Origin of the sequence: Dactylosporangium sp. NPDC050688 (genome assembly GCF_040654515.1) — a bacterium.
In the GTDB taxonomy this organism is placed as follows: Bacteria; Actinomycetota; Actinomycetes; order Mycobacteriales; family Micromonosporaceae; genus Dactylosporangium.
The window spans coordinates 47,111-70,863 of sequence record NZ_JBFAIC010000015.1 but is presented as its reverse complement, the minus strand read 5'-3'; the positions used below and the strand labels follow the sequence as shown (position 1 = coordinate 70,863).

At 74.2% G+C, this 23,753-nt stretch carries 26 protein-coding genes; 6 read left to right on the top strand and 20 right to left on the bottom strand.

Annotation, left to right across the window (positions count from 1 at the left end):
* Positions 1 to 69: 69 nt before the first annotated feature.
* The 3 genes from AB0H83_RS17140 to AB0H83_RS17130 are packed head-to-tail and all read left to right on the top strand — an operon-like array spanning position 70 to position 1,090.
* Positions 70 to 252, top strand: a complete 183-nt coding sequence (locus AB0H83_RS17140; RefSeq protein ID WP_360094011.1) for a hypothetical protein — start codon at positions 70 to 72, stop codon at positions 250 to 252.
* Entirely contained in the window at positions 246 to 602 is a 357-nt protein-coding gene (locus AB0H83_RS17135) for a hypothetical protein (protein ID WP_360094305.1), read from the top strand. Before AB0H83_RS17140 ends, AB0H83_RS17135 begins: the two co-directional genes overlap by 7 nt.
* The gene (locus AB0H83_RS17130) at positions 602 to 1,090 is read left to right on the top strand and encodes an FMN-binding protein (RefSeq protein ID WP_360094008.1); all 489 of its coding nucleotides are present in this window, start codon (positions 602 to 604) and stop codon (positions 1,088 to 1,090) included. The genes AB0H83_RS17135 and AB0H83_RS17130 overlap by 1 nt, the downstream gene beginning before the upstream one ends.
* 62 nt (positions 1,091 to 1,152) lie before the next feature.
* On the opposite strand, the gene AB0H83_RS17125 is transcribed toward AB0H83_RS17130, so the two are convergent.
* The gene (locus AB0H83_RS17125; RefSeq protein WP_360094005.1) at positions 1,153 to 1,632 is read right to left on the bottom strand and encodes a GNAT family N-acetyltransferase; all 480 of its coding nucleotides are present in this window, start codon (positions 1,630 to 1,632) and stop codon (positions 1,153 to 1,155) included.
* A gap of 12 nt (positions 1,633 to 1,644) precedes the next feature.
* Positions 1,645 to 3,522, bottom strand: a complete 1,878-nt coding sequence (locus tag AB0H83_RS17120) for an ABC transporter ATP-binding protein (RefSeq protein WP_360094002.1) — start codon at positions 3,520 to 3,522, stop codon at positions 1,645 to 1,647.
* Between the two features lie 129 nt (positions 3,523 to 3,651).
* Between AB0H83_RS17120 and AB0H83_RS17115 the strand changes: the two genes are divergently transcribed.
* Positions 3,652 to 4,179: a type 1 glutamine amidotransferase domain-containing protein gene (locus AB0H83_RS17115; protein ID WP_360093999.1), complete on the top strand. Its 528-nt coding sequence runs from the start codon at positions 3,652 to 3,654 to the stop codon at positions 4,177 to 4,179.
* A 706-nt stretch (positions 4,180 to 4,885) separates the two neighbouring features.
* Here AB0H83_RS17115 and AB0H83_RS17110 read toward each other — a convergent pair.
* From AB0H83_RS17110 to uraD, 11 genes are all read right to left on the bottom strand, one after another.
* On the bottom strand, positions 4,886 to 5,389 hold the full coding sequence (locus AB0H83_RS17110; protein WP_360093996.1) for a flavin reductase family protein: 504 nt from the start codon (positions 5,387 to 5,389) through the stop codon (positions 4,886 to 4,888).
* A gap of 84 nt (positions 5,390 to 5,473) precedes the next feature.
* Positions 5,474 to 6,421 carry an allantoicase gene (alc, locus tag AB0H83_RS17105; RefSeq protein WP_360093993.1) on the bottom strand — a complete coding sequence of 316 codons (948 nt, stop codon included), beginning with the start codon at positions 6,419 to 6,421 and terminating at the stop codon, positions 5,474 to 5,476.
* Entirely contained in the window at positions 6,418 to 7,716 is a 1,299-nt protein-coding gene (gene allB / locus AB0H83_RS17100; RefSeq protein ID WP_360093990.1) for an allantoinase AllB, read from the bottom strand. The genes alc and allB overlap by 4 nt, the downstream gene beginning before the upstream one ends.
* Positions 7,713 to 8,876, bottom strand: coding sequence for a hypothetical protein (locus AB0H83_RS17095; protein ID WP_360093987.1), 1,164 nt, complete (start codon positions 8,874 to 8,876; stop codon positions 7,713 to 7,715). The genes allB and AB0H83_RS17095 overlap by 4 nt, the downstream gene beginning before the upstream one ends.
* Positions 8,877 to 8,878: 2 nt before the next feature.
* On the bottom strand, positions 8,879 to 11,185 hold the full coding sequence (gene pucD / locus AB0H83_RS17090; protein ID WP_360093984.1) for a xanthine dehydrogenase subunit D: 2,307 nt from the start codon (positions 11,183 to 11,185) through the stop codon (positions 8,879 to 8,881).
* Positions 11,182 to 12,531 carry an 8-oxoguanine deaminase gene (locus tag AB0H83_RS17085; RefSeq protein WP_360093981.1) on the bottom strand — a complete coding sequence of 450 codons (1,350 nt, stop codon included), beginning with the start codon at positions 12,529 to 12,531 and terminating at the stop codon, positions 11,182 to 11,184. The genes pucD and AB0H83_RS17085 overlap by 4 nt, the downstream gene beginning before the upstream one ends.
* On the bottom strand, positions 12,528 to 12,986 hold the full coding sequence (locus tag AB0H83_RS17080; protein WP_360093978.1) for a (2Fe-2S)-binding protein: 459 nt from the start codon (positions 12,984 to 12,986) through the stop codon (positions 12,528 to 12,530). Before AB0H83_RS17080 ends, AB0H83_RS17085 begins: the two co-directional genes overlap by 4 nt.
* Complete coding sequence (locus tag AB0H83_RS17075; RefSeq protein WP_360093975.1) at positions 12,977 to 13,828, bottom strand: FAD binding domain-containing protein; 852 nt, start codon at positions 13,826 to 13,828, stop codon at positions 12,977 to 12,979. The genes AB0H83_RS17080 and AB0H83_RS17075 overlap by 10 nt, the downstream gene beginning before the upstream one ends.
* Positions 13,816 to 14,673, bottom strand: a complete 858-nt coding sequence (gene pucL / locus AB0H83_RS17070; protein WP_360093972.1) for a factor-independent urate hydroxylase — start codon at positions 14,671 to 14,673, stop codon at positions 13,816 to 13,818. The genes AB0H83_RS17075 and pucL overlap by 13 nt, the downstream gene beginning before the upstream one ends.
* 3 nt (positions 14,674 to 14,676) lie before the next feature.
* Entirely contained in the window at positions 14,677 to 14,967 is a 291-nt protein-coding gene (locus tag AB0H83_RS17065; RefSeq protein WP_360093969.1) for a hydroxyisourate hydrolase, read from the bottom strand.
* Positions 14,964 to 15,443, bottom strand: a complete 480-nt coding sequence (uraD, locus tag AB0H83_RS17060) for a 2-oxo-4-hydroxy-4-carboxy-5-ureidoimidazoline decarboxylase (RefSeq protein WP_360093966.1) — start codon at positions 15,441 to 15,443, stop codon at positions 14,964 to 14,966. Before uraD ends, AB0H83_RS17065 begins: the two co-directional genes overlap by 4 nt.
* Positions 15,444 to 15,641: 198 nt before the next feature.
* Here uraD and AB0H83_RS17055 point away from each other — a divergent pair, with 198 nt between their 5' ends.
* A complete protein-coding gene (locus tag AB0H83_RS17055) occupies positions 15,642 to 16,934 on the top strand; it encodes an AAA family ATPase (protein ID WP_360093963.1) in 1,293 nt (430 codons plus the stop codon).
* A 31-nt stretch (positions 16,935 to 16,965) separates the two neighbouring features.
* Here AB0H83_RS17055 and AB0H83_RS17050 read toward each other — a convergent pair whose 3' ends face one another.
* The 3 genes from AB0H83_RS17050 to AB0H83_RS17040 form a co-directional block, all read right to left on the bottom strand.
* A complete protein-coding gene (locus AB0H83_RS17050; RefSeq protein WP_360093960.1) occupies positions 16,966 to 17,739 on the bottom strand; it encodes a GNAT family N-acetyltransferase in 774 nt (257 codons plus the stop codon).
* Positions 17,740 to 17,787: 48 nt separating this feature from the next.
* Positions 17,788 to 18,144, bottom strand: a complete 357-nt coding sequence (locus tag AB0H83_RS17045) for a hypothetical protein (protein WP_360094302.1) — start codon at positions 18,142 to 18,144, stop codon at positions 17,788 to 17,790.
* A gap of 324 nt (positions 18,145 to 18,468) precedes the next feature.
* Positions 18,469 to 19,899, bottom strand: a complete 1,431-nt coding sequence (locus AB0H83_RS17040; protein ID WP_360093957.1) for an MFS transporter — start codon at positions 19,897 to 19,899, stop codon at positions 18,469 to 18,471.
* Positions 19,900 to 20,001: 102 nt separating this feature from the next.
* Here AB0H83_RS17040 and AB0H83_RS17035 point away from each other — a divergent pair, with 102 nt between their 5' ends.
* Entirely contained in the window at positions 20,002 to 20,397 is a 396-nt protein-coding gene (locus AB0H83_RS17035) for a MarR family transcriptional regulator (RefSeq protein ID WP_360093954.1), read from the top strand.
* Here AB0H83_RS17035 and AB0H83_RS17030 read toward each other — a convergent pair.
* The 4 genes from AB0H83_RS17030 to AB0H83_RS17015 form a co-directional block, all read right to left on the bottom strand.
* Positions 20,379 to 21,077 (bottom strand): methyltransferase domain-containing protein, encoded by a 699-nt coding sequence (locus AB0H83_RS17030; protein WP_360093951.1) that lies wholly within the window; start codon positions 21,075 to 21,077, stop codon positions 20,379 to 20,381. The two genes, AB0H83_RS17035 and AB0H83_RS17030, sit on opposite strands and share 19 nt — an antisense overlap.
* 203 nt (positions 21,078 to 21,280) lie before the next feature.
* A complete protein-coding gene (locus tag AB0H83_RS17025) occupies positions 21,281 to 21,718 on the bottom strand; it encodes a hypothetical protein (RefSeq protein WP_360093948.1) in 438 nt (145 codons plus the stop codon).
* Between the two features lie 77 nt (positions 21,719 to 21,795).
* Entirely contained in the window at positions 21,796 to 23,058 is a 1,263-nt protein-coding gene (locus tag AB0H83_RS17020) for a HAMP domain-containing sensor histidine kinase (RefSeq protein WP_360093945.1), read from the bottom strand.
* A complete protein-coding gene (locus AB0H83_RS17015; protein WP_360093942.1) occupies positions 23,055 to 23,747 on the bottom strand; it encodes a response regulator transcription factor in 693 nt (230 codons plus the stop codon). The genes AB0H83_RS17020 and AB0H83_RS17015 overlap by 4 nt, the downstream gene beginning before the upstream one ends.
* Between the last annotated feature and the right edge of the window lie 6 nt (positions 23,748 to 23,753).

Genomic DNA, 23,753 nt, shown 5'->3' with positions numbered 1-23,753 from the left:
GTGACCTCCACGGGGGGCGAGCCCCCGGTGGCACCCGATTCGGCAGCGGGTGGGGTCAACCTTGAAGGCATGACCGACACCGAGAACCTGACCGAACGCCTGCTGGGTCAGCTGCTGGCCGGCGCCGAGCTGTTCGGCGTGCACCTGGGCATCCAGCTGGGGTTGTACCGGGTGCTGCACGAGCATCCCGGCGCCAACGACGCGGTCCTCGCCAAGGAGGCCGGGATCGCCGAGCGGCCTGGGCTCTGCTGATCGCGGGCGGCAGCGGGATCGGCCCGATCCGGGCGCTGCTGGAGGAGCTGCCGCCGCGCACCGTCGTGCTGTACCGCGCCCGCACCGCCGACGAGCTGGTGTTCCGCTCGGAGCTGGAGCTGCTCGCCGAGGCCCGCGACGCGCAGGTCTGGTACGTCACCGGCGGCCGCGACGACCCCGGCCCGCGGCGCGCGTTCAGCCGGCGGAGGCTCATGGAGCTGGTGCCGGACCTGACCCGCCGGGACGTGTACCTGTGCGGCTCCGCGGGGCTCGTCGACGCGGCCGTGGTGGCGTTGCGGCGGGCCGGCGTGCCGCCGCGGCAGATCCACCTCGACCCGTTCGAGTTCTGATGCGGCGCGTCGGGCTCGCCGTGCTGGGTGCGGGGGTGCTGACCGCGGTGCTGGTGGCGCTGAAGTCGCAGCTGCCGTTGCAGCCCGGAGGTGCGGCCGCGCCGGGCGGGCCGTCGCCGGATGCCACGAGGCCGCCGGGGAAGCCGGGAACGCCGGGGACACCCGGCGTGGGCATCGTCGACCTGCACCGGATGATGGACGGCGCGCACCTGGGCGCGGTGGTCACCAACCCGTTCGGGCCCGTCCAGGTGCGCATCGAGGTGCGCGGCGGCCGGCTCGTCGACGTGGTCCCGGTGCGGTTGCCGACGGCCGCGGCGCGGGGCATCGAGATCGGCATGCGGGCCGCGCCGGTACTGCGGGAGCAGGCCCTGCAGCGCCAGAGCGCCGACCTGGACACGGTGTCGGGTGCCACGTACACCAGCGACGGTTACCGGCGGTCGCTGCAGTCGGCCCTGGACGCGGCCCGCACCGGCCGGCCCGCCGCGTGAGGCGGCCGCCGTCGACGCGCGTCACCGCGGCGGCGGCGATGCCGACGAGCAGCCTCGTCGCCTCAGAGGGCGATGCGCATCGACGGGCTGTCCGCCTCCGTGAACCCGAGCCGGCGGTACAGCTCGTAGCCGTCCTCCGACGCGTGCAGCTGGACCCGCAGGACCCCGTGGTCGCGGAACCAGCCGAGCAGCGCCGTCATGCACGCCTGCGAGTAGCCGCGGCGCCGGTACCCGTGGTCGGTGGTCACGTTGTACACATAACCGCTCAACCCGGCCGGGTTCGCCGGCGAGCCGAGCCGCTCGTCGATGGCGCCCACGGCGCACGCGGCGAGGGCCCCCGGCTCGCCGGGCCGGTCCACCACGAACGCCGCCGTGCGCGCGTGCGGCCCGGGCAGGCGCTGCCGCAGCGCGCGTACCGCAATCTCTGTCCACTCCCCGGGCTCCAGTGGCATCCCGTCGATCGACTCGAACATCACCATCCGCAGCCGGACCAGCTCGGCGGCGTCGTCCGCGGTGGCTCTGCGGGCCTGCACCTCGATCACGAAGCGAAGGTATCAAGCGGCCGTGTACCCCGCCGCCTGCAATTGGAACAGCTCGGCGTACATGCCGCCGGCGGCGAGCAGCTCCAGGTGGCCGCCGTGCTCGACGATGCGGCCCCCGTGCAGGACGTAGATGTGGTCGGCGTGGCGGACGTTGGCGAGGCGGTGCGTGATGAGCACCGTGATCCGCTCGGGCGCGCCCGCCCGCAGCGCCGCGAACAGCGCGTGCTCGGCCCGCGCGTCCAGGGCGGCGGACGGCTCGTCGCAGATGAGCACCGGGGCATCGCGGTAGAACGCCCTCGCCGCCGCGAGGCGCTGCCACTGGCCGCCGGAGAGGTCCTGGCCACCGGTGAAGTTGCGCGACAGCAGCGTGCCGTAGCCGGCGGGCAGCCCGGTGATCATGTCGTGGGCACCCGCCTTGCGCGCGGCGGCCTCGATGCGCCCGTCGCGGGGCTCGTCGTGCGTGCCGAGCAGGATGTTGCGTTCCGCGGTGAACGGCCAGTGCCAGTACTCCTGGCTGACCATCGCCACGTGCTGCCACACGTCCTGCGGGTCCACGGTGGACAGTGACGTGTCGTCCCACGAGACGGTGCCGCTGTCCGGGTGGTACAGGCCCGCGATGAGCCGGGCGAGGCTGGTCTTGCCCGACCCGTTCTCCCCGACGAGGGCGATCGTCTCTCCACGGTGGACGGTCAGGCTCGCACCGAGGACGGCCGGCGCGTCGGTCTCGGCGTAGTGCAGGGTGGCGTCGCGCACGGTGATGGTCGCCGGTGGGCGTACCGTCGCCTCCTTCGTCACGGGCGGCATGCGTTCGCCCGCGCGGGCCAGGAAGTCGGTGTAGTCGTTGAAGTAGAGCCCTTCCTCGTAGACCCGGTTGACGTTGGTGACGGCGAGGGCGAGCGCGGTCCTGGCCGCCTGCAGCGCGAGCACCGCGGTGCCGGCCGCGGCCAGGGGCAGCCGCTGGTCGACGAGCAGGACCCCGAGCGCGACGTACACGCCGAACGTCGCCAGGCCGGAGAACACGCCGCCGACGAGGCGGGTCAGCGTTTGGCGCCGTACGACCTCCAGCTCGGTGGCCGTCTCGGCGCCGGCCATGATGTCGTACTCGCGCAGCAGGAACGGTCGCATCGTGAACGCCCGCAGCTCCGCCGCGGTGGCACGGTTCGCCATCAGGTCGGCGAGCATCCACAGCCGCCGGCGCCGGCTGGTGCGGGCGTGGTTGCTGAGGTACGCCAGGCGCGCCGCCCGCACCGCCGCCCACGCCGCCGGGACACTGGCCAGCAGCAACGCACCGAGCAGCACCGGATGCAGCAGGGCCAGGGTGACCGCGGTCGCGGCCAGGCCGGCGAGCCCGGCGGTGAGGTCGATCGCGCCCCTCGTCAGGAACTGCACCGCCAGTGAACCGCGGTTGCGGGCCCGCTCCATCTCGTCGGAGAACCCGGCGTCGTCGAACGCGGCCAGCTTGACCTGCGTCGTCAGCTCGAACAGCCGCCGCTCCGCGGTCGTGATCACCTGCGGCTCGAGGCGGGCCTGCGCCCATCCGGCGACGATCGACAGTCCGCTGCGCACGGCGGTGGCGACGGCGACGACGATCAGCGACGGCACCGCCGCCCGGACCCGGTCCAGGGTCGCCCCGGAGGCGAACAGCGCGTGCAGCACCCCGCGCGTGGCGAGCAGCCCGAACGCCGTCGCGACCCCGGCGAGCAGGTTGAACAGCAGCGCGGCGAGCGTGTCGCGAGGGCTGGCCCGCCACGCGATCGCGATCGCCTGGCGCAGGACGACCGGCAGCCGCTTCGCCATCGCGCCGAACCGCACGCTTGCCAGCGCCACGCTGTGCGACTCCCACCACGACGCTGTGAGCTCCGGCAGCGCGGCGACGGTCGCCTTCGCCATCGACCCTCCTCGAAGTCGTGGATCCGAGGATAGCGGCGCCGCGGCGGCGCCGGTGCGGCGTCACACGCTTGGGCGGCCCGCAACCGGGTACTGGACCTGGGAAAGCGACACAGAAGGAGGACTTCAGCGATGAATGTCGCATTTCTGGTTGCCAAGGAAGGCATCGAGCAGGTCGAGCTCACCGAGCCGTGGAAGGCCGTCGAACACGCCGGTCACACGCCGAAGCTGATCTCCCCCGAGCCGGGCCGGGTCCAGGCGTACAACCACCTGGACAAGGCCGACGCGTTCGACGTCGACGTGACCGCGTCCGAGGCCCGCGCCGAGGACTACGCCGCGCTCGTCCTACCCGGCGGCGTCGGCAACGGTGACCTGTTGCGGTGGCAGCGCCCGGCCGTCGACCTGGTCCGGTCGTTCGTCGAGTCCGGCAAGCCGATCGCGGTCATCTGCCACGGTGGCTGGGTACTGATCGAGGCCGGCGGCGTCAGCGGCCGCCGCATCACGTCCTGGCCGTCGATGCAGACCGACTTCCGCAACGCCGGCGCCACCTGGATCGACGAGCAACTGGTCGTGGACGGCCCGCTGATCAGCAGCCGCAAGCCCGACGACCTCCCGGCGTTCTGCAAGGAGCTTGTCGAGACCCTCAGCGACGCCAGCTGACGTCATGGATACTGGACCGGGCCCGCCCCGCGGGCCCGGTCCACTGCCGGCCCGGCGACTCGATCAGCCCGGCCGCTGATGGAGCCACTCCCCACGCCGAGGCGGTTGCCCGGCCTCGCCGCCCGGCGGTCGCGGCAAGTGTCCGATCCCGTGCCGGTCACGACCGGCTCACTTGCGATCTTGCCCAGTTGATCGAAGTCGCGCCGTGGCCATCCAGACGACCAGCACGCGACTTCGATCACCACGGCGGCCCGGCCGATGGTCCGGCCAGCGATCCAGCCCAGTTGATCGAAGTCGCGTCGTGGCCGCCCAGACGGCCGGGGCGCGACTTGGATCATCACGGTGGTCCGGCCGGCGGGACGGCGGCCTCACGGTGGTCCGGCCGGCGGGACGGCGACCGCCGGGCACCGCGCGCACGCGCGGAGGCTGCCGCGCGCAGCGCCCTTGGCGATCTTCGCGCCGACGAACCGGAACCGGGCCGCGGTGACCGTGACACCCCCGCGGCCGCAGCGCGGCGGACAGCCCGAACAGGCCCGAGGTCAGCTGGCCTTCGCGGCGGCGTACCCGGGTGCTTCGGCGCAGATGAGGGCGTCGGCGAGGCTCGACAGGCCCATGAGGTGCCCGCCGCCGGCATGCCCGGCGCGGCGAACCTCGACGGGGGCGGCCGCCCCGGCAGGTGACGAGAACAGGCGGCCCGGAAGCAGCGTCAGCGGCCCAGGGCTGTGTACGTCCCGTCGTGGTAGACCAGCGGCGTCGTTGTGCTGTCGGCGTGCTGCGCGGCATGCACCGGTGAGGCAACCACGATCACGTGATCGCCCGCCGCCACATGGTTCACGACCTCGCAGATGAGCACCGCCAGCACGCCGTCCAGGATGGGGACGCCGACCGGGCCGGGGGTCCAGGTGCCGCCCTCGGCGGCGAAGCCGGCGAACCGGTCGGTGCCGCTGGCGGCGAAGGTCCTCGCGACCGGCTCCTGCCCCGCGGTGAGGACGTGCACGGCCACCAGCCCCGCGCCGCGGATCGCCGGCCAGGCGGAGGCGGCGCTGGCCACGCAGAAGGAGACCAGCGGCGGGTCCAGGGAGACCGAGGTGAACGAGGTGGCGGTGAAGCCCGTCGGCGGATCGCCCGGTGCCGTGACGACCACCACAGCGGCGGCGTGCCGCCGCAGGACACGCCGGAACAGCCCGGAGTCGATCGCGGTCGCTGTCACCCGGTCCTCCTGTCCGCGGCCGGTCAGCTCGGTCAGCTCGGTCAGGTGAACCTTACCCGCGGGTACACGATGCAACCACCGGCGTCAGACGGTCTCGCCGAACAGGCGGAGGCGGGCCATGCCGCCGTCGGGGTACACGTCCAGGCGGACGTGGCTGGCGGGGGTGGTGCTGTCGAGGCGGAAGCGGTGCCTGGTGTCGGGCTGCAGGTCGACCCGGGGCAGCAGATCGAACCAGGCCGACTCCGAGGTGGGGTCGAGGGTGCCGCGCAGGCGGGCCGCGCCGGGGGCGTTGCCCTTGAAGTGGGTGGTGTCGAGCTCGGCGAGGCGGATCGTGCCGGTCGCGGCGAGGCGGACCAGGACCCAGTCGTTGCCGTCGTCGCGGCGGCGGGCGGTCTCCCAGCCCTCGCCCATGACGCGGGCCTGGCCGGGCAGGATGAGGTTGTTGGCGGAGCCGTAGAAGCGGTTGCTGCAGTCCACGACGAGCCCGCCGAGCTCCAGGGCGGCCAGGTCCACGGTCATGCCGTGCAGCAGCGCCGGGTCCGGCTCGACGACGCCGTGCACGCGCAGGCGGGCGACGCCGCCGTCGGGGAAGATGTTGAGCCGCACGTGGGTGACCCGGCGGCGGTCGGTGACCTCGAAGAGGTTGCGGGTGTCGCCCTTCACCGCGGACCTGTCCACCAGGGGGAACCAGCCGGTCAGCGCGGAGGGGGCGGGGTGGCCGGGCACCTCGCAGCCCTCGACGGAGACGTACGGCGGGTAGTTGCCGGTGAAGTGGGCGGTGTCGACCACGACGCCGTGAACGGCGCCAGGGGCGCCGAGCCGCACGACGGCCCAGTCGTGGCCGGGGGTGCGCCGGCGGCGGGTCTCCCAGCCGTCGTACACCTTGCCTTTGGGGCCGAACGTCCACGTCTCGAACGTGGAGGGCTCCGGGTTGACGAGGTTGTCGCGGGCGGCGAAGAACTCGTCGTTGGCGTCGACGACGCCGCCGCCGAGGACCCTTGACGCCAGGTCCGGCAGTTCCGTGAAGCTCATCGATCGTCCTCCCGCCGCAGGAACGTCCCCTGTGGAGTCTCCCCGACCGGCACCCCGCGCAGCCAGGTGGTGTGCACCACCCCGCGCAGCTCGGTGCCGGCGTAGGGGGTCACGGGGTGCCGGTGGTGCAGCGCGGTCGCGTCGACGACGAAGGACTCGTCCGGGGCGAACGCGACGAGGTCGGCGTCGGCGCCCGGCGCGATGCGGCCCTTGCGGCGCAGGCCGACGAGGTCGGCGGGGCCCTGCGCCATCCACCGCACCACGTCGGCGAGGGTGAAGCCGCGGTCCTGGGCGGCGCTCCACACGGCGCTGAGCCCGAGCTGCAGGGAGGCGATCCCGCCCCACGCGGCGGCGAAGTCCCCCGTGTCGCGCCGTTTCAGTTGGGGGGTACTGGGTGAGTGGTCGGACACGACGATCGAGATCGTGCCGTCGGCGAGGCCGGCCCACAGGCCGTCCTGGTTGGCCGCGTCGCGGATCGGCGGGCAGCACTTGAACTCGGTGGCGCCGTCGGGCACGGCGAGCCCGTCGAGGGTGAGGTAGTGCGGGCAGGTCTCGGCGGTGACCCGCACGCCGCCGGCGGCGGCGCGGCGCAGCAGCGGCAGCGCGTCGGCGGCGGACAGGTGCAGCACGTGGACGCGGCCGCCCGCCGCCGCGGCGACAGCCAGGGCGGTGCCGACCGCGCTGACCTCGGCCACCGGCGGGCGGGAGGCGAGGAAGTCGGCGTAGGCGCGCGACGACGCGGCGTCGCGCAGCTGCGCGGGGTCCTCGGCGTGCACGACGAACAGCGCGTCGACGGCGGCGAACGCCGCGGTGAGCCCGTCGCGGTCCAGCGGCGGGAACTCCGGGACGCCGGAGTCGACGAGGAAGCTCTTGAAGCCGAAGACCCCGGCGTCGTGCAGGGCGGGCAGGTCGCCGGCGTTGCCGGGCACGGCGCCGCCCCAGAAGCCGACGTCGACGTAGCACTGGCCGGTGGCGGCGGCCTGCTTCTCCCGCAGCGCGGCGACGGTCGTCGTCGGTGGCAGGGAGTTGAGCGGCATGTCGACGATGGTGGTGATGCCGCCGGCGGCCGCGGCCCGGGTGGCGGTCGCGAACCCCTCCCACTCGGTGCGGCCGGGCTCGTTGACGTGGACGTGGGTGTCGACGAGCCCGGGCAGCAGCACAAGGTCGCCGAGGTCACGATCGAACGGGGCGTCGAAGTCGCCGACGGCGGCGATGCGGCCGTCGTGGACGGTGACGGTCGCCGGGCGCGGGCCACCGGGGAGGTACGCCTGCCGCGAGCGCAGCGTGAACGTCACAGCGTCTCCAGTTCCTCGAGAGGCCGCCCCACGGACGGCACCGGCAGCGCGCCGCAGTGGACACCACGGAGCAGGAAACGGGCGATGGCGCGGGCGGTGGCGGGCTCGTCGAGGATGCCGCTGTCGCGGCGGGACAGGTAGGCGTCGAGGCGGCGGCGGGCCTCGGGCAGCCCGTCGCGGTAGAAGGTGAAGGTGGCCGCGTACCGGGTCGGCAGCTGCCCGGGATGCAGATCCCAGCCCTGGTGGATGCCGCGTTCCAGGCTGCGGCGCACGAGACGGGCGTGCAGCCGCCAGGCGGCGTGCACGGCGGCGGTGTCACCGACGGGCAGCACGTTGCTGGACCCGTCGGCGACGTGCACGCCGGTGCCGGCGACCGCCACCTGCATGACGGACTTGGCGTGGTCGGCGACCGGGTGGTCGAGGGCCTGGTGGGCGGGGGCGACGCCGAGTGCGGTGCTGTAGTCGTACGTGCCGTAGTGCAGGCCGCTGAGCCGGCCCTGGGCGGCCACGATCATCTGCGGCAGCGGTGAGCGGCCGTCGGCGCCGAGGACCGCCTGCGGGGTCTCGACCTGCAGCTCGAAGCGCAGCGTGCCCTCGGCGAGGCCGTGCGCGTGCTCCAGCTGCCGGCACAGCAGCACGGCGGTGTCGACGTGCGCGACCGACGTGGGTTTGGGCACGGTGACGACGAACCCGGGCGGCGGCGGGCCCAGGGCGGTCAGGACCAGGTCGAGGGTGCGGGCGGCGCGCAGCACCGTGGCCGGTTCGAGGCCCTTGATCCGCAGCCCGCTGAAGGGGGCCGGGCAGGTGCGCAGGGCGGCGCCGGCGGCCAGGGCGTGCCCGTCCTCGACGTCGTCGGGGCGCTGGCCGTACCCGTCCTCGAAGTCGACGCGCAGGTCCTCGACCGGCTCGCCGGCGAGCTTCGCCCGTACCATGTCCACTGTGGACTCATCGAAGTCCGGCAGGCCGTGCTCGTCCAGCGTGGCAAGTGCGGCGGCGCCCCAGTCGCGCACCGTCGTGGCGCCGAACCGGTCGGCGGGCACGTAGCAGGTGTGCACCGGGCGCCGGGTGACCGCCTCGGCGACCTGGCCGGGCAGGGCCAGCCGGTCCAGGTGCTCGGCGCTGGCCAGCAGCTCTTCGAGGTCGAGCTCGGTAAGGCCCATCGTCACGTGCCCGTCAGGTGTTCCGGCCGCACCGGCACCCGGTTGAGCGCGAGCCCCGTCGCGGCGCGGATCGCGGCGACGATCGCCGGCGTGGACGAGATGGTCGGCGGCTCACCGACGCCGCGCAGGCCGTAGGGCGCCTCAGGGTCGCCGAGCTCCAGCACGTCGATGCGCATCGGCGGTACGTCCAAAATGGTCGGGATGAGGTAGTCGGTGAACGACGGGTTGCGGATGAGCCCGTCGACGACCTGGATCTCCTCCATGACGGCGAGCCCGAGTCCCTGCGCGGTGCCGCCGGCGATCTGGCCGCGGACCGACTGCGGGTGCAGCGCCCGGCCGACGTCCTGGGCGGTGGCGATCTCCACGACGCGCACCAGGCCCAGCTCGACGTCGACGTCGACGGTGGCGCGGTGCGCGGCGAACGCGTACTGCACGTGCGCGTCGCCCTGCCCGGTGCGCGGGTCGAGGGGGTGCGTCGGTCTGTGCCGCCACTCGACGGTCTCCTCGATCGGCTCGTCGCCGAGCACGTCGGCAAGCACCGCGACGACCGTGCCGTCCCCGGCGACGAGCCGCCCGTCGCGCAGCCGCACGTCGACGACCGTGCCGTCCGCGGCGACGAGCCGGCCGTCGCGCAGCCGCACGTCGTCGCGGCCGGCGCGGCGCAGCACGGCCGCGCGCACCGCCTCGCAGGCGGCCTTGACCGCGCCGCCGGTCACGTACGTCTGCCGCGACGCGGAGCTGGAGCCGGCGCTGCCGACGGACGTGTCGGCGGTGGCGACGGTGACCTGCTCGACGCCGAGCTCGGTGCGGGCGATCTGCGCCTGGACGGTGACAAGGCCCTGGCCGACCTCGGCGGCGGCGGTGTGCACGACCGCGACCGCCTCGCCGCCGACGACCTCCAGGCGGACCCGGGCGGTGGAGTAGTCGTCGAACCCCTCGGAGAAGCCGACGTTCTTGATGCCGATGCCGTACCCGACACCGCGGCGCACCCCTTCGCCGTGCGTGGTGTTGGCCACGCCGCCGGGCAGCTGCCGCAGGTCCTCGCCGCGGTGCGGGGGCGCCGGCGCGGCACGGACCCGGTCGAGCAGGTCCGCGACGGGGGCCGGGCCGCGCACGGCCTGCCCGGTCGGCATCGTGTCGCCGGGGGCGAGGGCGTTGCGGATCCGCAGCTCGACGGGGTCGATGCCGAGCGCGGCGGCGAGCCGGTCCATCTGGGACTCGTAGGCGAAGCACGCCTGGACCGCGCCGAAGCCGCGCATGGCGCCGCACGGCGGGTTGTTCGTGTAGACCGCGTAGCCGTCCATCTCGACGCTGGGCACCCGGTACGGGCCGATGCCGAGCGTGGTCGCGTTCGCCACGACCGCCATCGACGTGGACGCGTACGCGCCGCCGTCGAGCACGATGCGGGCCTTCACGTACACGAGCCGGCCGTCGGCGTCGGCGCCGTGCTCGTACCACATGCGCGCGGGATGCCGGTGGACGTGGCCGTGGAAGGACTCCTCGCGGGAGTAGACCATCTTCACGGGCCGGCCGGTGTGCAGGGCCAGCATGCACGCGTGGACCTGCATGCTGACGTCCTCCCGCCCGCCGAACGCGCCGCCGACCCCGGCGAGGCTGAGCCGGACCTTCGACGGCGGCAGGCCGAGGCAGTCGGCGACCTGGCCGAGGTCGCCGTGCAGCCACTGGGTCGCGATGTACAGCTCGACGCCGCCGTCCTCGGCGGGGATCGCGAGCCCCGACTCGGGGCCGAGGAACGCCTGGTCCTGCATGCCGACCTCGTACTCGCCGGAGACGACGACGGCCGCGGCGGCGGCTGGGTCGCCCTTGCGGATCGGCACGTGCCGCAGCAGGTTCCCGCGCTCGTGCACGGTGTCCGACCCGGGGTCCATCGCGGCGACCGGGTCGACGACCGGCGGGAGCACCTCGTACCGCACGACGATCGCCTCGGCGGCCCGGCGGGCGGTCTCGGGGTGGTCGGCGGCGACGATCGCGACCGGCTCGCCCGCGTAGCGGACCTGGCCCATGGCGAGGACCGGCTGGTCGCGGTGCTCCAGGCCGTACAGCTTCGCGCCGGGGACGTCCTCGGCGGTCAGCACGGCGTGCACGCCGGTGGTGGCGACGGCGGCGGTGATGTCGATGCCGGCGATCCGCGCGCGCGGGTGCGGGCTGCGCAGCGTGGCGCCCCACAGCATCCGGTCGGCCCACAGGTCGGAGGAGAACGCGAACTCGCCGGTGACCTTCAGCGTCCCGTCGGGGCGCAGCGGAGAGGTGCCGATGACGGCGCCGGCGCCGACCGTGGTGATGCTCATCGGCCCTCCCGCAGGGTCCGGGCGGCCTTCGCGAGCGACGCGGCGACGGCTGGCTCGTCCATCGTGGACAGTGCGCCGTCCTGGACGACGGCGCGGCCGCCGACGAGCAGCAGCCGCAAGGGCGCGGGCGGGCCGAACACCAGCGCCGCGACCGGGTCGTCGATGCCGGCGTGGCCGAGGCCGTCGAGGCGCCACAGCGCGAGGTCGGCGAGCTTGCCGGGTTCCAGGGAGCCGAGCTCGTCGTCGCGGCCGAGGCAGCGGGCGCCGCCGATGGTGCCCAGGGCCAGGGACTCCCGGGCGGTGAGCGCGGCCGGGCCGCCGCGCAGGCGGGCCAGGTACAGGGCCTGGCGCAGCTCCGCGCCGAGCTGCCCGGCCTCCTGCGACGCGGCGCCGTCGACGCCGAGACCGACCGGGACGCGGGCGTCGAGCAGGTCCCGGACGGGGGCGATGCCGGCGCCGAGGCGGCCGTTGGAGCTCGGGCAGTGCGCGACGCCGGTGCCGGTCGCGCCGAGCTTGCCGATAGCCCCGGAATCCAGGTGTACGGCGTGCGCCAGCCACACGTCGGGGCCGAGCCAGCCGAGGGATTCCGCGTACTCGACGGGCGTGCAGCGGTGGATCTCCCGGCAGTACTTCTCCTCCTCGACGGTCTCGGCCAGGTGGGTGTGCAGCCGCACGCCCTCGGCCCGGGCCAGGTCCGCGGCCTCGCGCATCAGGCGCGGGGTGACGGAGAACGGGCTGCAGGGCGCGACCGCGATGCGCACCATGGCGCCCGGCGACGGGTCGTGGAAGCGGTCGATGGCCTCCTTCGTCGCGGCGAGGGCGGCGTCGGTGTCCTCCACGACGCTGTCGGGCGGCAGGCCGCCGTCCTTGACCGACAGGTCCATCGACCCGCGGCACGGGTGGAAGCGCAGCCCGACCGACGCGGCCGCGTCGATCTCCGCGGCGAGGATGTCGCCGCCGTCGCGGGGGAACACGTACTGGTGGTCGGTGCTGGTGGTGCAGCCGGACAGGGCGAGCTGGGCGAGGCCGGCGGTCGCGGCGGCGTGCACGATCCCGGCGTCGATGCGGGCCCAGACCGGGTACAGCTCGGTGAGCCAGCCGAACAGGATCTCCTGCTGGGCGTAGCCGCGGGTGGCCCACTGGTACAGGTGGTGGTGGGTGTTGACCAGGCCGGGGGTGGCGAGGCAGCCGGTGCCGTCGACCCTGACCGCGCCGTCCGCCCGGCCCTCGTACCGGCCGGGCCCGACCGCGACGATCCGGTCGCCCTCCATGACGACGTGCCCGTCGGCGTACTCGGTGCCGGCACCGTCCACCGTGGACACCGCACAGTGCTCGACGACGATCATGCGCCGGCCGCCAGCTTGACCGCGGCGACGATGTTCTCGTAGCCGGTGCAGCGGCACAGGTTGCCGGCGAGGGCCTCGCGGATGTCGGGGTCGCTGGGGCTGGGGTTGCGGGCCAGCAGGTCGTGCACCGCCACGACGAGCCCGGGGGTGCAGAATCCACATTGGACGGCGCCGGCGGTGAGGAACGCCTGCTGCACCGGGTCGAGGCCGCCGGCACCCGGCAAGCCCTCGACGGTGCGCACGTCGCGGTGCTCGGCCTGGCCGGCGGCGACGAGGCACGCACAGACCGGCGTGCCGTCCAGGTACACCGTACAGGAGCCGCATTCGCCCTGCTCGCAGGCGTTCTTCGCGCCGGGCAGACCGAGGCGCTCGCGCAGCACGTACAGCAGGCTCTCCCCCGGCCACACGTCGTCGGCCTGCCGTGCCTCGCCGTTGACGGTCAGGTTCACGCGCATCGGTGCTCCTCCCAGGCCCAGCGCAGGGTGCGGCCGCCGAGGACGGCCAGGGCGTGCCGGCGGTACGCGGCGCTGCCGCGCACGTCGTCGATCGGGCGGGCGGCGGCGCCGACCAGCTCGCCGAACCGCCGCACCAGCGGGTCCGGCAGCGGGGCCCGGTCGTCCCAGGGCAGTTCGGCCGCGAACGACTCGGCGTCGGCGGCGCGCAGCGGCGTGGGCCCGGCCGAGCCGATGCCGGTGCCGACGCTGCGCCGGGCCGGGTCCAGCGCCAGCGCGAACGAGCAGACCGCGATGACCATCGCGTTGCGGGTGCCGACCTTCGCGAACTGCTGCGGTCCGGCCGCGGCCGGCACCAGGAACGCGGCGATCAGCTCGTCGGGGGCCAGGACGCTGCGTTTGGGGCCCTGGAAGAAGTCGGCGACGGCAACGGTCCGCGCACCGCGCACCGACGCGACCTCGACCTGTGCGCCGGTGGCCAGCAGCGGCGGGTGCGCGTCACCGGCGGGCGAGGCGGAGCCGAGGTTGCCGCCGACGGTGCCGCGGTTGCGGATCTGGGGCGAGCCGACGGTCCTGGCCGCCATCGCCAGGCCCGGCAGGCGCCCGCCGAGCTCGTCGATGATCCGCCGGTACGTGACGCCGGCGCCGATGCGCAGCCGGTCGCCGTCGGTGGCCCAGTCCGCCAGCGGCGCGACACGGGTCAGGTCGAGCAGCGCGGGCGGGCGGCGGCGGGCGAAGTTGAGCTCGACCATGATGTCGGTGCCGCCGGCGATCGGGACGGCGTCGGGGTGCTCGGCCTTCGCGGCCAGCGCCTCGTCCCAGGTGGACGGTCTCAGAAACTCCACACGACCTCCTCTGCGACGTCGTCGTCGCGCCGGACGGTTCCTTCGATCAGCCCGTAGGGCCGGTCGGCGGCGTAGTACACCTCATTGGGGTTGTCGAGCCCGAACGGGGCCAGGTCCACCAGGAAGTGGTGCCGGTTGGGCAGCGACAGCTTCACCTCGACGACCCCGGGGCAGGCGGCGAGGACCGCGGCGCCCATGGCGTACAGCGTCTGTTGCAGGGCCAGGCTGTACGTGCCGGCGAACGCGTCCATCAGCGCGGCCCGGGCGGTGCCGTACGGGTCCTGCGCCGCGCCGGCGTGCCGCCAGGTCGCGTTCACGCTGGTGGCGAGGATCCGGTCGCGGGTCTCCGGCAGGGTCGTGTACGCGTCCTTGACGAAGCCGTGGAACTCCGAGTCGGTCGTCTTGAGCAGCACCAGGCCGGAGACGCCGGAGACGACCTGGGTGCGCTCCGCGTCGTGGTGCACCGTCGCGGTGCGGACCTCGCCGCCGTCGCGGCGGAAGGTGTGCGCGCCGTCGACCGGCTGCCACGGGTACTGCTCGACGGTGACCCGCGCGCCGTGGACGCTCGGCTGCGACGCCACGAAGTGCCGGGCGAGCCGGGTCGCGAACGACTCGACGTCGTCGATGCCGTGCTCGCGGGCGAACGCGTAGACCGTGTTCTTCTGCGTGTCCGTCGGCAGGACCGCCGAGTTGTCGCCCGTCAGGTGGCTGGCGGCCAGGTCGCCGCGCAGCGAGACGCTGACGTTGAGGTCGGTGAGCTGATCGCCGCCGGGCCCGCGGGCGACGCGCACGATGCGGGTCTCGGCCTTGCCGTACTGGTTGGGCCCGAGCGCGAAGGTGGGCACGGATCAGCTCCCCCGGTAGGTCGAGTACCCGAACGGGCTCAGCAGCAGCGGCACGTGGTGGTGCCGGTCGTCGGCGACGACGAAGACGACGCCGACCTCCGGGAAGAAGTCGGAGGCGAACGCCGTCTGCAGCACGAGCCGGTGGCGGCCGGCCCGCAACGGTGCATCCAGCCGCCACCGGCCGTCGTCGTCGGTGACCCCCTCGTGCGTCCCCGCCGGGGTTTCCAGGCGGACCGGTACCCCGGCGACCGCCAGCCCCTTCGAGGTGTCCAAGACGTGCGTCGAGAAACTCATGTCACGAGCCGCTCGAGGCGCAGCTCCACGATCTTGCGCAGCTCGCCGCGAACGACCCGGCGCTCGGTCTCCTCGTCGTTGCCGAGCCGGCCGCGGGCCTCAGCGAGGATCTCGTCGGCCGACTTGCCACTGGCGAAGATGAGGAACAGGTGGCCGAAGCGCTCCTCGTAGGCCTGGTTGACCTCGGCGAGCTCGGCCTCGGCGCCCTGGACGCCGGACTGCTCACGCCGCGACCAGGCGGCCTCGGCGGTGTCGCCCGCCGGCCGCTCGCCGATGCGCGGGTGCGCGGCGAGGACCGTGGTCAGGTCGGGCCAGGTCAGGTCGTCGAACGCGGCGACGCCGGCGACCACGACGTCGGCGGATGTGGGATATGGGCGGTGGTCGGCCACCCTGGCGGCCCAGCCGGGCGACGCACAGCAGGCCAGCAGGACCTCCTGCGCCGCGGCGGGCGGCAGACCGTTGAACCGGTCGAGCATGGCCCCCCTCTCACTATCCCCGGCACCCTACTCCGGGGATGTTTCATGTCTAGATCTTGTCGCTTATCTTGCTTTTTATCCACGTTTTCTCTGTTGACCATGGCGGGCCTGCGCGCGGGCTGCGGGGGGCGGTTCCGCAGTGGCCGCTCAGCGTGCTTGACCGCTGCCGCACGGGCGGCTGCGTGGCAGACTCGAAGAATGCAGCTACGGCCGGAGATCGAGCTCATCGAGGTGTCGGGCCGCTCGCTGCGCATCGTCGACGCGCACCTGATCACCGCCGACGGCCCGGCCCGCCCGATCGGTCACGACCTGCCCGACCGGAGCGTCGAGCTGACGGCCGGGCCTTCCGGGTACACGGCCCGCTGGTCACGCGGCTCGGTCAGCCTGACGGGCATCGCTCGCGCCTTCGTCGGCGGCGCGGCGGGCGGGGCGCTGTTCCGGCTGCTGGGCCTGCCCGGCGCCGTCCTGGGCGCGGTGATCGCGGTCGGCCTGGCCCGCACCGCCCGGGAACGCCCGGCGGCCGCCGTGCCCGACCCGACCGTCTCCGTCGAGGAGGATGGTGCCGATCTGGTGCTGCGCTGCGCCGACCTGCCCGCGCTCGTGTTCGCCGTGATGGAGCTGACCGGCGCCACCGGACCGGTCACCGTGAGCCCGGCCGCCGCCGTGCCCGAGCTGCCGGACGGCGGCTCGGAGACCGTCCGGCTCGACGACGTGGGCGGCCTGGAGGAGGTCGTCGCGCAGTTCCGCGACGTGGCGGTGTCGTTCCGCCACCCGGAGGTCATGGCCCGCTGGGGCGCCACCCGGCCGCAGGGCATCCTGCTCTACGGCCCGCCCGGCACCGGCAAGACCATGCTGGCCCGCGCCCTGGCCAACGAGATCGGCGGCGAGCTGCGCGAGATCCGCACCCCGGAGATCCTCGACAAGTGGGTCGGCAACTCCGAGAAGAACATCCAGCGGATCTTCGCCGACGCCCGCCGGCTGCGCCAGCCGACGGTCCTGCTCTTCGACGAGTTCGACTCGATCATCAGCTACACGGGCGCCGCGTTCGACGCCGCCGGCCAGATGATCAACGCGGTGGCGGGCATCTTCAAGCAGGAGATGAACACCCTCATCGAGCACAACCCCAACGTCATCGTCGTGGCCACCACCAACTTCCCCGACCGCGTCGACGCGTCGCTGATCCGTTCGGGCCGCTTCGACCTCAAGCTGTCGGTGCCGCCGCCCGGCCCGCAGGCCCGCGCCGACATCCTCACCAAGCTGCTGCGGCGCCTCATCGCCCGGCACGAGGTCGGCGGGTTCCGGCTGTTCGCCGACGACGTGGACGTGACCGCCCTGGCGGCCGTGTCGACCGGGATGACCGGCGCGGACTTCAAGGAGGCGCTGCGCCGGGCGCAGCTGGACAAGGCGATGCACGAGGCCCGCCACGGCAAGCCGCCGTCCCCGATCACCCAGGCCGACCTGCTTGCCGCGATCCGCGCGGTACGGGCGTGACGGCGCTGCGGGGTCACGGCCTGCCGGCCGCCTACGGGTTGCGGACGAACGGGGTCGTGGTGGCGAGCTGCTGGAAGCCGAGCCGGCGCAGGATCGGGCGGCTGTCGGCGGACGCGTCGACCTGCAGGTAGCGGTAGCCGGCCGCGGCGGCCAGCGCGGCGCGGTGCGCGACGAGCGCGCGGAAGACACCCCGGCCGCGCCAGTCCGCGACGGTGCCGCCGCCCCAGAGGCTCGCGAACCCCGTCCCGCCGTGAAACTCGATCCGCCCGGCGCAGACCGGCCGGTCCCCGGCCATGACCACCGCCGCGGCGATCCCGCCGGGCCGGTCGGCGAGCCGCGAGGCGAGGTCCTTACCGATGCCGGAATGGTCACCGCCGAACACCTCGTCGTGCACCGCGACGACGAGGTCGACCCCCGCCGCGTCGGTGACCGGCTCCAGCCGCGTGCCGGCGGGCAGCTCCACCTCCAGCGGCAGGTCGGCGACCTCGGCGAAGAGCAGGCCCTCGACCGGGTCCGGCTCAAACCCGGCGGCGAGCAACCGCTCCGGCAGGTCCGCGGGGCGGTCGTAGGAGTAGTGCTTCCACTCCCACGGCTGGCCGAGTTGCCCGAACCGCTGGATCTGCGCCGCGATCACCGCGTCCGCGTCCAGCCCGTGCAGGTCGCACCACGCGATGCCGTGCCAGCCGTCATGCGACGAGACGACCCGCACGATGCCGGGCTCCCGCTCCACGACGGTGCCGGCGTCGGCCCTGGGCTCCTGCCGGATCTTCCGGTCGAACAACGCAAGCACCTGCTGGGCGTCCACGACCCAAGACCACACCTTCGTCGATCCGCGTGCAACCGGTTTGCCGCATCACGCGGTGCAGGTGCCGACCAGCTCGATCGTCCCCACCAGGTGCGCGTTGAGCGCGTCGACGTCCTCGGCCGGAATCCAGAGCTCCAGGATGTGCCCGCCGCCGGCCCGCCGCGTCGGGTACCGCCGCGCGAACGCCGTCTCGACCCGGAACCGCGTGACGTGCCCGACCCCGGACGCGGGCACGTTCCACTCCCGGGCGATCTGGGTGGCGTACGCCTCGTTGAGCACCGGGTAGAAGATCGGCTGGTCGGGCAGGCGGGCCGGCCAGCGGCGCCACCCGGCCTCCTCCACCAGCCGCAGCTCCTGCGGCCCGACGGGCCGCCAGAGCACGGTCGTGCCGTCGGCGTCCTCGATCCGGCCGGCGAGCAACTGCTCGGCGAGCCTGACCACATCCGGATCCTGCGCCCGCACCGCCGCGAGGTCCTCGATGAGCACCGCGCAGGCGGCGTCGCCCTCCAGCCAGCGCAGCGCGGCCGTGTCGCCGGGGTCCGAACGTTCGATGAGGCGGGTGAGGGCCGGCCCGTCCAGCCGGTACGAGGCGCTGCCCCCGCCGTGCCCGCACACCGCCACCAGTGCCGGCGGCCAGCCGGCGTCGGCCCGGACGAACTCGCCGCCGACCGGACCGATGCCGTATGCCTTCACCACGTGGTGCAGTGTCGCATCACGCGGGCCGGCGCGTCAGGCGTGCCTGCCCCGCGGGCGGGCGAGGACCGGCACCAGGCTCAGCGCCAGGCCCACGACCGCGATCCCGGTGACGAGGTTGACGCCGGGGTGGAACTGGGTGAAGTCGCCGGTGCCCGCGCCGCCGGTGGCGACCAGGGCGGTGACCACCGCGAGGATGAGCGCCGCGCCGACCTGGCCGGAGCTCTGTACCAGACCTGAGGCCAGACCCTGCTCCTCGTCGGCGACGCCGTCGGTGGCCTGGGCCGTGATGGAGCTGAAGCCGAACGCGAAGCCGCCGCCGAGCAGCAGCATCGTGGGCAGGATCGCGACCAGGTAGTGCGGCGCGCTGCCGGCGGTGAGCAGGAACCAGCCGTAGCCGAGGCTCATCGACAGCATCGAGGCGACGATGAGGCGGGCGGTGCCGTGCCGGTCGATGAGCCGGCCGACGAACGGCGACCCGAACGCCACCAGCAGGCCCGCGGGCAGCAGCGCGAGCGCCATCCGCAGCGGCGACCAGTGCAGCATCTCCTGCAGGTACAGCGTCATCATGAACTGGAAGCTCAGGTACGAGCCGAACAGTGCCACCATGCTCAGGTTGGCCCGCACGATCGAGCCGACCCGCAGGATGCCGAGGCGGATCAGCGGGTGCGCGACCCGCCGCTCGATGAGGACGAAGCCGGCGAGCAGCGCCACGGCGACGACGGCGGAGGCGAGCGTCACCGGGTCGAGCCAGCCCCGGTCGGGCGCGGAGACGACGGTGTACACCGTCAGCAGCATGCCGCCGACGAGCGTGGCGGCACCGGCGAGGTCGTGCCCACCGCCGGCGGCCGGCTCGTCCCTGGGGATGAGGGCGATGCCGGCGACCAGGGCGGCGATCGCCAGGGGCACCGGGATGAGGAACGTCCACCGCCAGCCGACGCTGGTCAGCAGTCCGCCGAGGATCAGCCCCGAGCTGTACCCGCTGGCGCCGAAGACGGAGAAGACCGACAGTGCCCGGTTGCGGGCCGGCCCCTCGTGGAACGTGGTGGTCAGGATCGACAGGGCGGTCGGCGCGGTGAACGCGGCGGCGAGGCCCTTCACGAAGCGGGTGACGATCAGCAGCGTGCCGTCGTCGACGAGGCCGCCGACGAGCGACGCGGCGGCGAAGACGCCGAGCGCGATGAGGAAGACGCGGCGCCGGCCGAGCACGTCGGCGGTGCGCCCGCCGAGCAGGAGCAGGCCGCCGTAGCCGAGGACGTACCCGTTGACGATCCACTGCAGCGAGGTGGTCGACAGGCCGAGTTCGGCGCCGATGGACGGCAGCGCGACGCCCACCATCGAAACGTCGAGGCCGTCGAGGAACAGCACGGCGCAGAGCACCCCGAGGACTCCCCACAGGCGCGGAGTCATCGTCGCGTGGGTCTCCGGCGCGGTGGTGGCGCTTGGGGCCGGGAGGGTCGTAGTCACGGGACGGAACACTAGATGCGCGTGCATTCAATGTCTATGCACTAATTGCTCATGCATTTAATGCAGATGCATTTCACCTGGTACGGGGGTAGGATGCGCGGCATGACGTCGGATGCTGCGCTGGTCGAGCACTGGCGATCGCTGCTGACCAGCTACAACGAGGTAGCCTGCCACCTGGAGCGCGCACTGTCCGAAGCGCACGGGCTGAGCATGAGCGAGTTCGAGATCCTCGATCGACTGGTCTCACAGCGGTGTGAGAAGCGCCGCATGCAGGACCTCGCCGCGGACATGTACCTCAGCCAGAGCGCGCTGTCGCGGGCGGTGGCGCGGCTGGAGAAGAGCGGCCTGGTGGCCCGGGCACTGTGCGAGGCCGACCGGCGCGGCGTGTTCGTCACGCCCACCGCGGAGGGCCTGCGGCGGCACACCGACGCCAAGGCGACCCACCTCACGGTGCTCGCGAGCCACCTGCAGCCGGCAGGTCAGGGCGTCCGGCGGTAGTAGGAGTCGACCGCGGGCTGGCCGGTGTAGTTGGCGCCCGCCGTGTCGTCGGCACCGAGGTACTCGTACGGCAGCGTGACGTCGCCGCGGTCGTCCCGGCCGATCCTGCGCCGCCGGCCGTCGTAGTTGAAGCCCGCGTCGCGCAGGTGCGCGGCGAGGCGCCGCCCGGCGGGCCGGCCGTCCTGCAGCCGGACGCTGTCGAGGTCGATGTCGGCGACGAGCCGGCCGCCGTCGGTCAGCCAGCCCGCGGCCCTGGCGAGCAGGCCGAGCTTGTCGCCGACGTAGTGCAGCCCGTGCACGCTGGTGATGAGGTCGTAGCGCCGCTCGGGCCGCCACTGCGCCACCGACGCCGTGGTGAGGCGCAGCCACGGTACGTCCGGCGCCGGGTCGAACGCGTCGACCAGGTCGACCCCGTGCACGAGGACCCGGTCGGCGACCCCGGCGGCGTGCAGCTCCCCGGCCGCCTCGATCAGCGCCCGCCCGGTGCCGCAGCACAGGTCGAGCCACGCGACGGTGTCCGGCGCGCCGGTCACCGAGACCAGCGGCAGCAGCGCCTCGACGGGGTTGAACCCCAGCTCGCGGTCGTAGCTGTTGACCCCGGCGAGGCCGCGCTCGCGGTTCATCGCGGAGTTGGCCACCACTGCCGAGCCGGCGAGCGTGTCGTCATCGAGCAGGGTCACCGGCCCATGATCGCAACCAGGCCCCGGGAAGCCAACACCTGGCCGCCCTTCCAGGACCCCTCACCGCGCCTGCGTCCCGTTCCCTGGGACGGCGTCGTGCCGAGGCTGGGCCGCAGCGGCGGGCCCGGCGGCCGGTGGCCGGCCCGCGACGTGCGGGCGCGACCGGTGACCGCCGGGCCTCATGGCCGGCAGTGCCGCCAGGGTCAGCGGTCGCCGCCGTGGTCGTCGCCCACGTCGTGGCCCGGGCCGTCGTCCGAGCCGTGGCCGCCGCGGCCGTGGTCGTCGCCGACGTCGTGGCCAGGGCCGTCGTCCGAGCCGCCGCGGTGGCCGCTGCCCGACCCGCCGCCGCGGCCGCTGTTGCCGGACGTGCGGTTGCCGCCGTGGTCGTCGGCCGACGGGGACGCCGAGGCGGACGGGCTGCCGCCGTGGTCGTCGGTCGACGCGGACGCCGGCGGGGAGTCGGACGGCGACGCCGTGGGGTCGGCACCGTGGTCGTCGGCGGACGCCGACGGCGATGGACTGTCCGAAGTGGACACCCGAGCCGGACGGTCGTCGCCCGACGGGCCGGACGCCGCGAGTGCGGTGCCGCCGGCCGCCAGGGCCGCCGTCATGGTCGCGGTGATGATGAGAAGCTTGCGCATGGTCGTACACCTCCGTGGGTTGCTGTTTGCAAGAACCACGGTCCCGGGACGGGCGATATCGGAGGGCTGCGGCAACCCTAAGGTTCGGTTAACGGGCCGAGGGTGACCGTGACCCGGGCGCCGCCGAGCTGGGAGCGGTCCACGGTCAGGGTGCCGCCGGCGGCCTCCGCGGTGCGCCGGGCGATGTCCAGGCCCAGGCCGGTGGAGCCGGCGCCGCTGACGCCCCGGGTGCTGGCGGACGGGTCGAAGCCGGGGCCGGCGTCCTGCACGGTGAGGACCCGGTGGGTGTCGAGGGTGACGGCGACGGCGGCGCCCTCGTCGGTGTGCGCGAAGACGTTGCCCAGCAGGGCGTCGACGCAGGCGGCGAGGTCGGCGGCGGAGACGGCGACGGGCAGCGGGCCGGCCGGCAGCCGGGTCTCCACCGGGCGCTGCTGGTCCTCGGCAAGCACCGTCCAGAACCTGATCCGCTCGGCGACGACGGCGGCCGCATCGCAGGTGGGCAGATCGCGTTCGCGGCGGGTGTCCTCGATGACGGCGGTGACGGCCCGGTCGAGGGCGGCGACGTGGGCAAGCATCCGTGCCGCGTCGGCCTCGTCGCGCAGGCTCTCGGCGTCCAGCCGGAGGGCGGTCATCGGGGTGCGCATCCGGTGCGACAGGTCCGCGACGCGCTCGCGTTCGTGCTGCAGGAGGTCGCGGATACGGGCGGCGAGCTGGTTGAGGGCCGCGGCGACCGCACGGACCTCCGGCGGGCCCGCCGTCACCGCCGCCCGGCGGTCCAGGTCGCCGCCGGCAAGGGCGTCGGAAACCGTTGCCAGGGAACGGATCGGACGCACCACCATGACGGCGAGCCGGTCGGCGACGGCGACGCCGACGGCGAGCAGGCCGGTGCCGAGCAGCGCGAGCACCAGCCAGGCGCCGGCCACGCCCCGGCGCAGCTCCGCCTGCGGCACGAACACCCGGACGACCGCAGTGCCCTGCGCGAGGCCCTGCACGACGACGAGGACCTCGCGGCCGTCCTCGTGTTCGACGGAGAAGCTGCCGGTACGCGCGGCGAGCACCACCGCGGGCGTCCGCCCGGCCGCGGCGCCGACGGTCGTGCCGTCGGGCAGGTACACGGTGACCGGGCGGCGGGCGTCGGCGTTGAGCTGCTCGACGGCGAGCCGCAGCGACTCGGCGTCGGCGGTCGCCACGAGCACGCCGAGGGACTGCGCCTGCGCCATGGCCGCCGACACCGCCCGGTCGGCGGCGACGCCCCGCAGCAGCAGCGCCAGCGGTACCAGAAACGCCAGCAGCACCAGGGTCATCGCGGCGGCGACGAGCAGCGCCAGCCGCCACCTCACGGCTGCAGCCCGAACTTGACGCCGACCCGGCGGACCGTGTGCAGCCGCCGCGGCTCCTGCGCGGTCTCCCCCAGCTTGCGGCGCAGCCACGACAGGTGCACGTCGACGGTCTTGTCCGCGGTGGTGTACGGCACCTGCCACACCTCCGTGAGCAGCTCGCGCTTGCCGACGACCTCGCCGGCCCGCGAGACCAGGTGATAGAGCAGGTCGAACTCGCGTGGGGTCAGGTCCAGCGGTACGCCGTCGAGCGTCGCCGTCCTCGCGCGCGGGTCGATGCGGACGCCGTCGACGTCGAGCGCGGGGTCCCGTTCGGGTGCTGACGGTCCGCCGTCGGCCCGGCGCAGCACCGCGCGGATGCGGGCGTCGATCTGTTCGGCACCGTACGGCTTGACCACGTAGTCGTCGGCGCCGGCGTCCAGGGCCCGGACCATCTCGCCCTCGGTGCGCCGGGCGGTGACCACGATGATCGGCACCCGGCTGACCGCCCGCAGCATCCGCAGCACCTCCCGGCCGTCGAGGTCGGGCAGGCCGAGGTCGAGCAGCACGACGTCGGGCGCCTCCGCGACGGCGAGCTTGAGCCCGTCCATCGCGGTCCCGGCGGGCACCACGACGTGCCCGCGCCCGGTCAGCGCCCGCACGATCCCGGTGCGGATCGTCCCGTCGTCCTCCACGATCAACACCTTCGCCATAGCCCG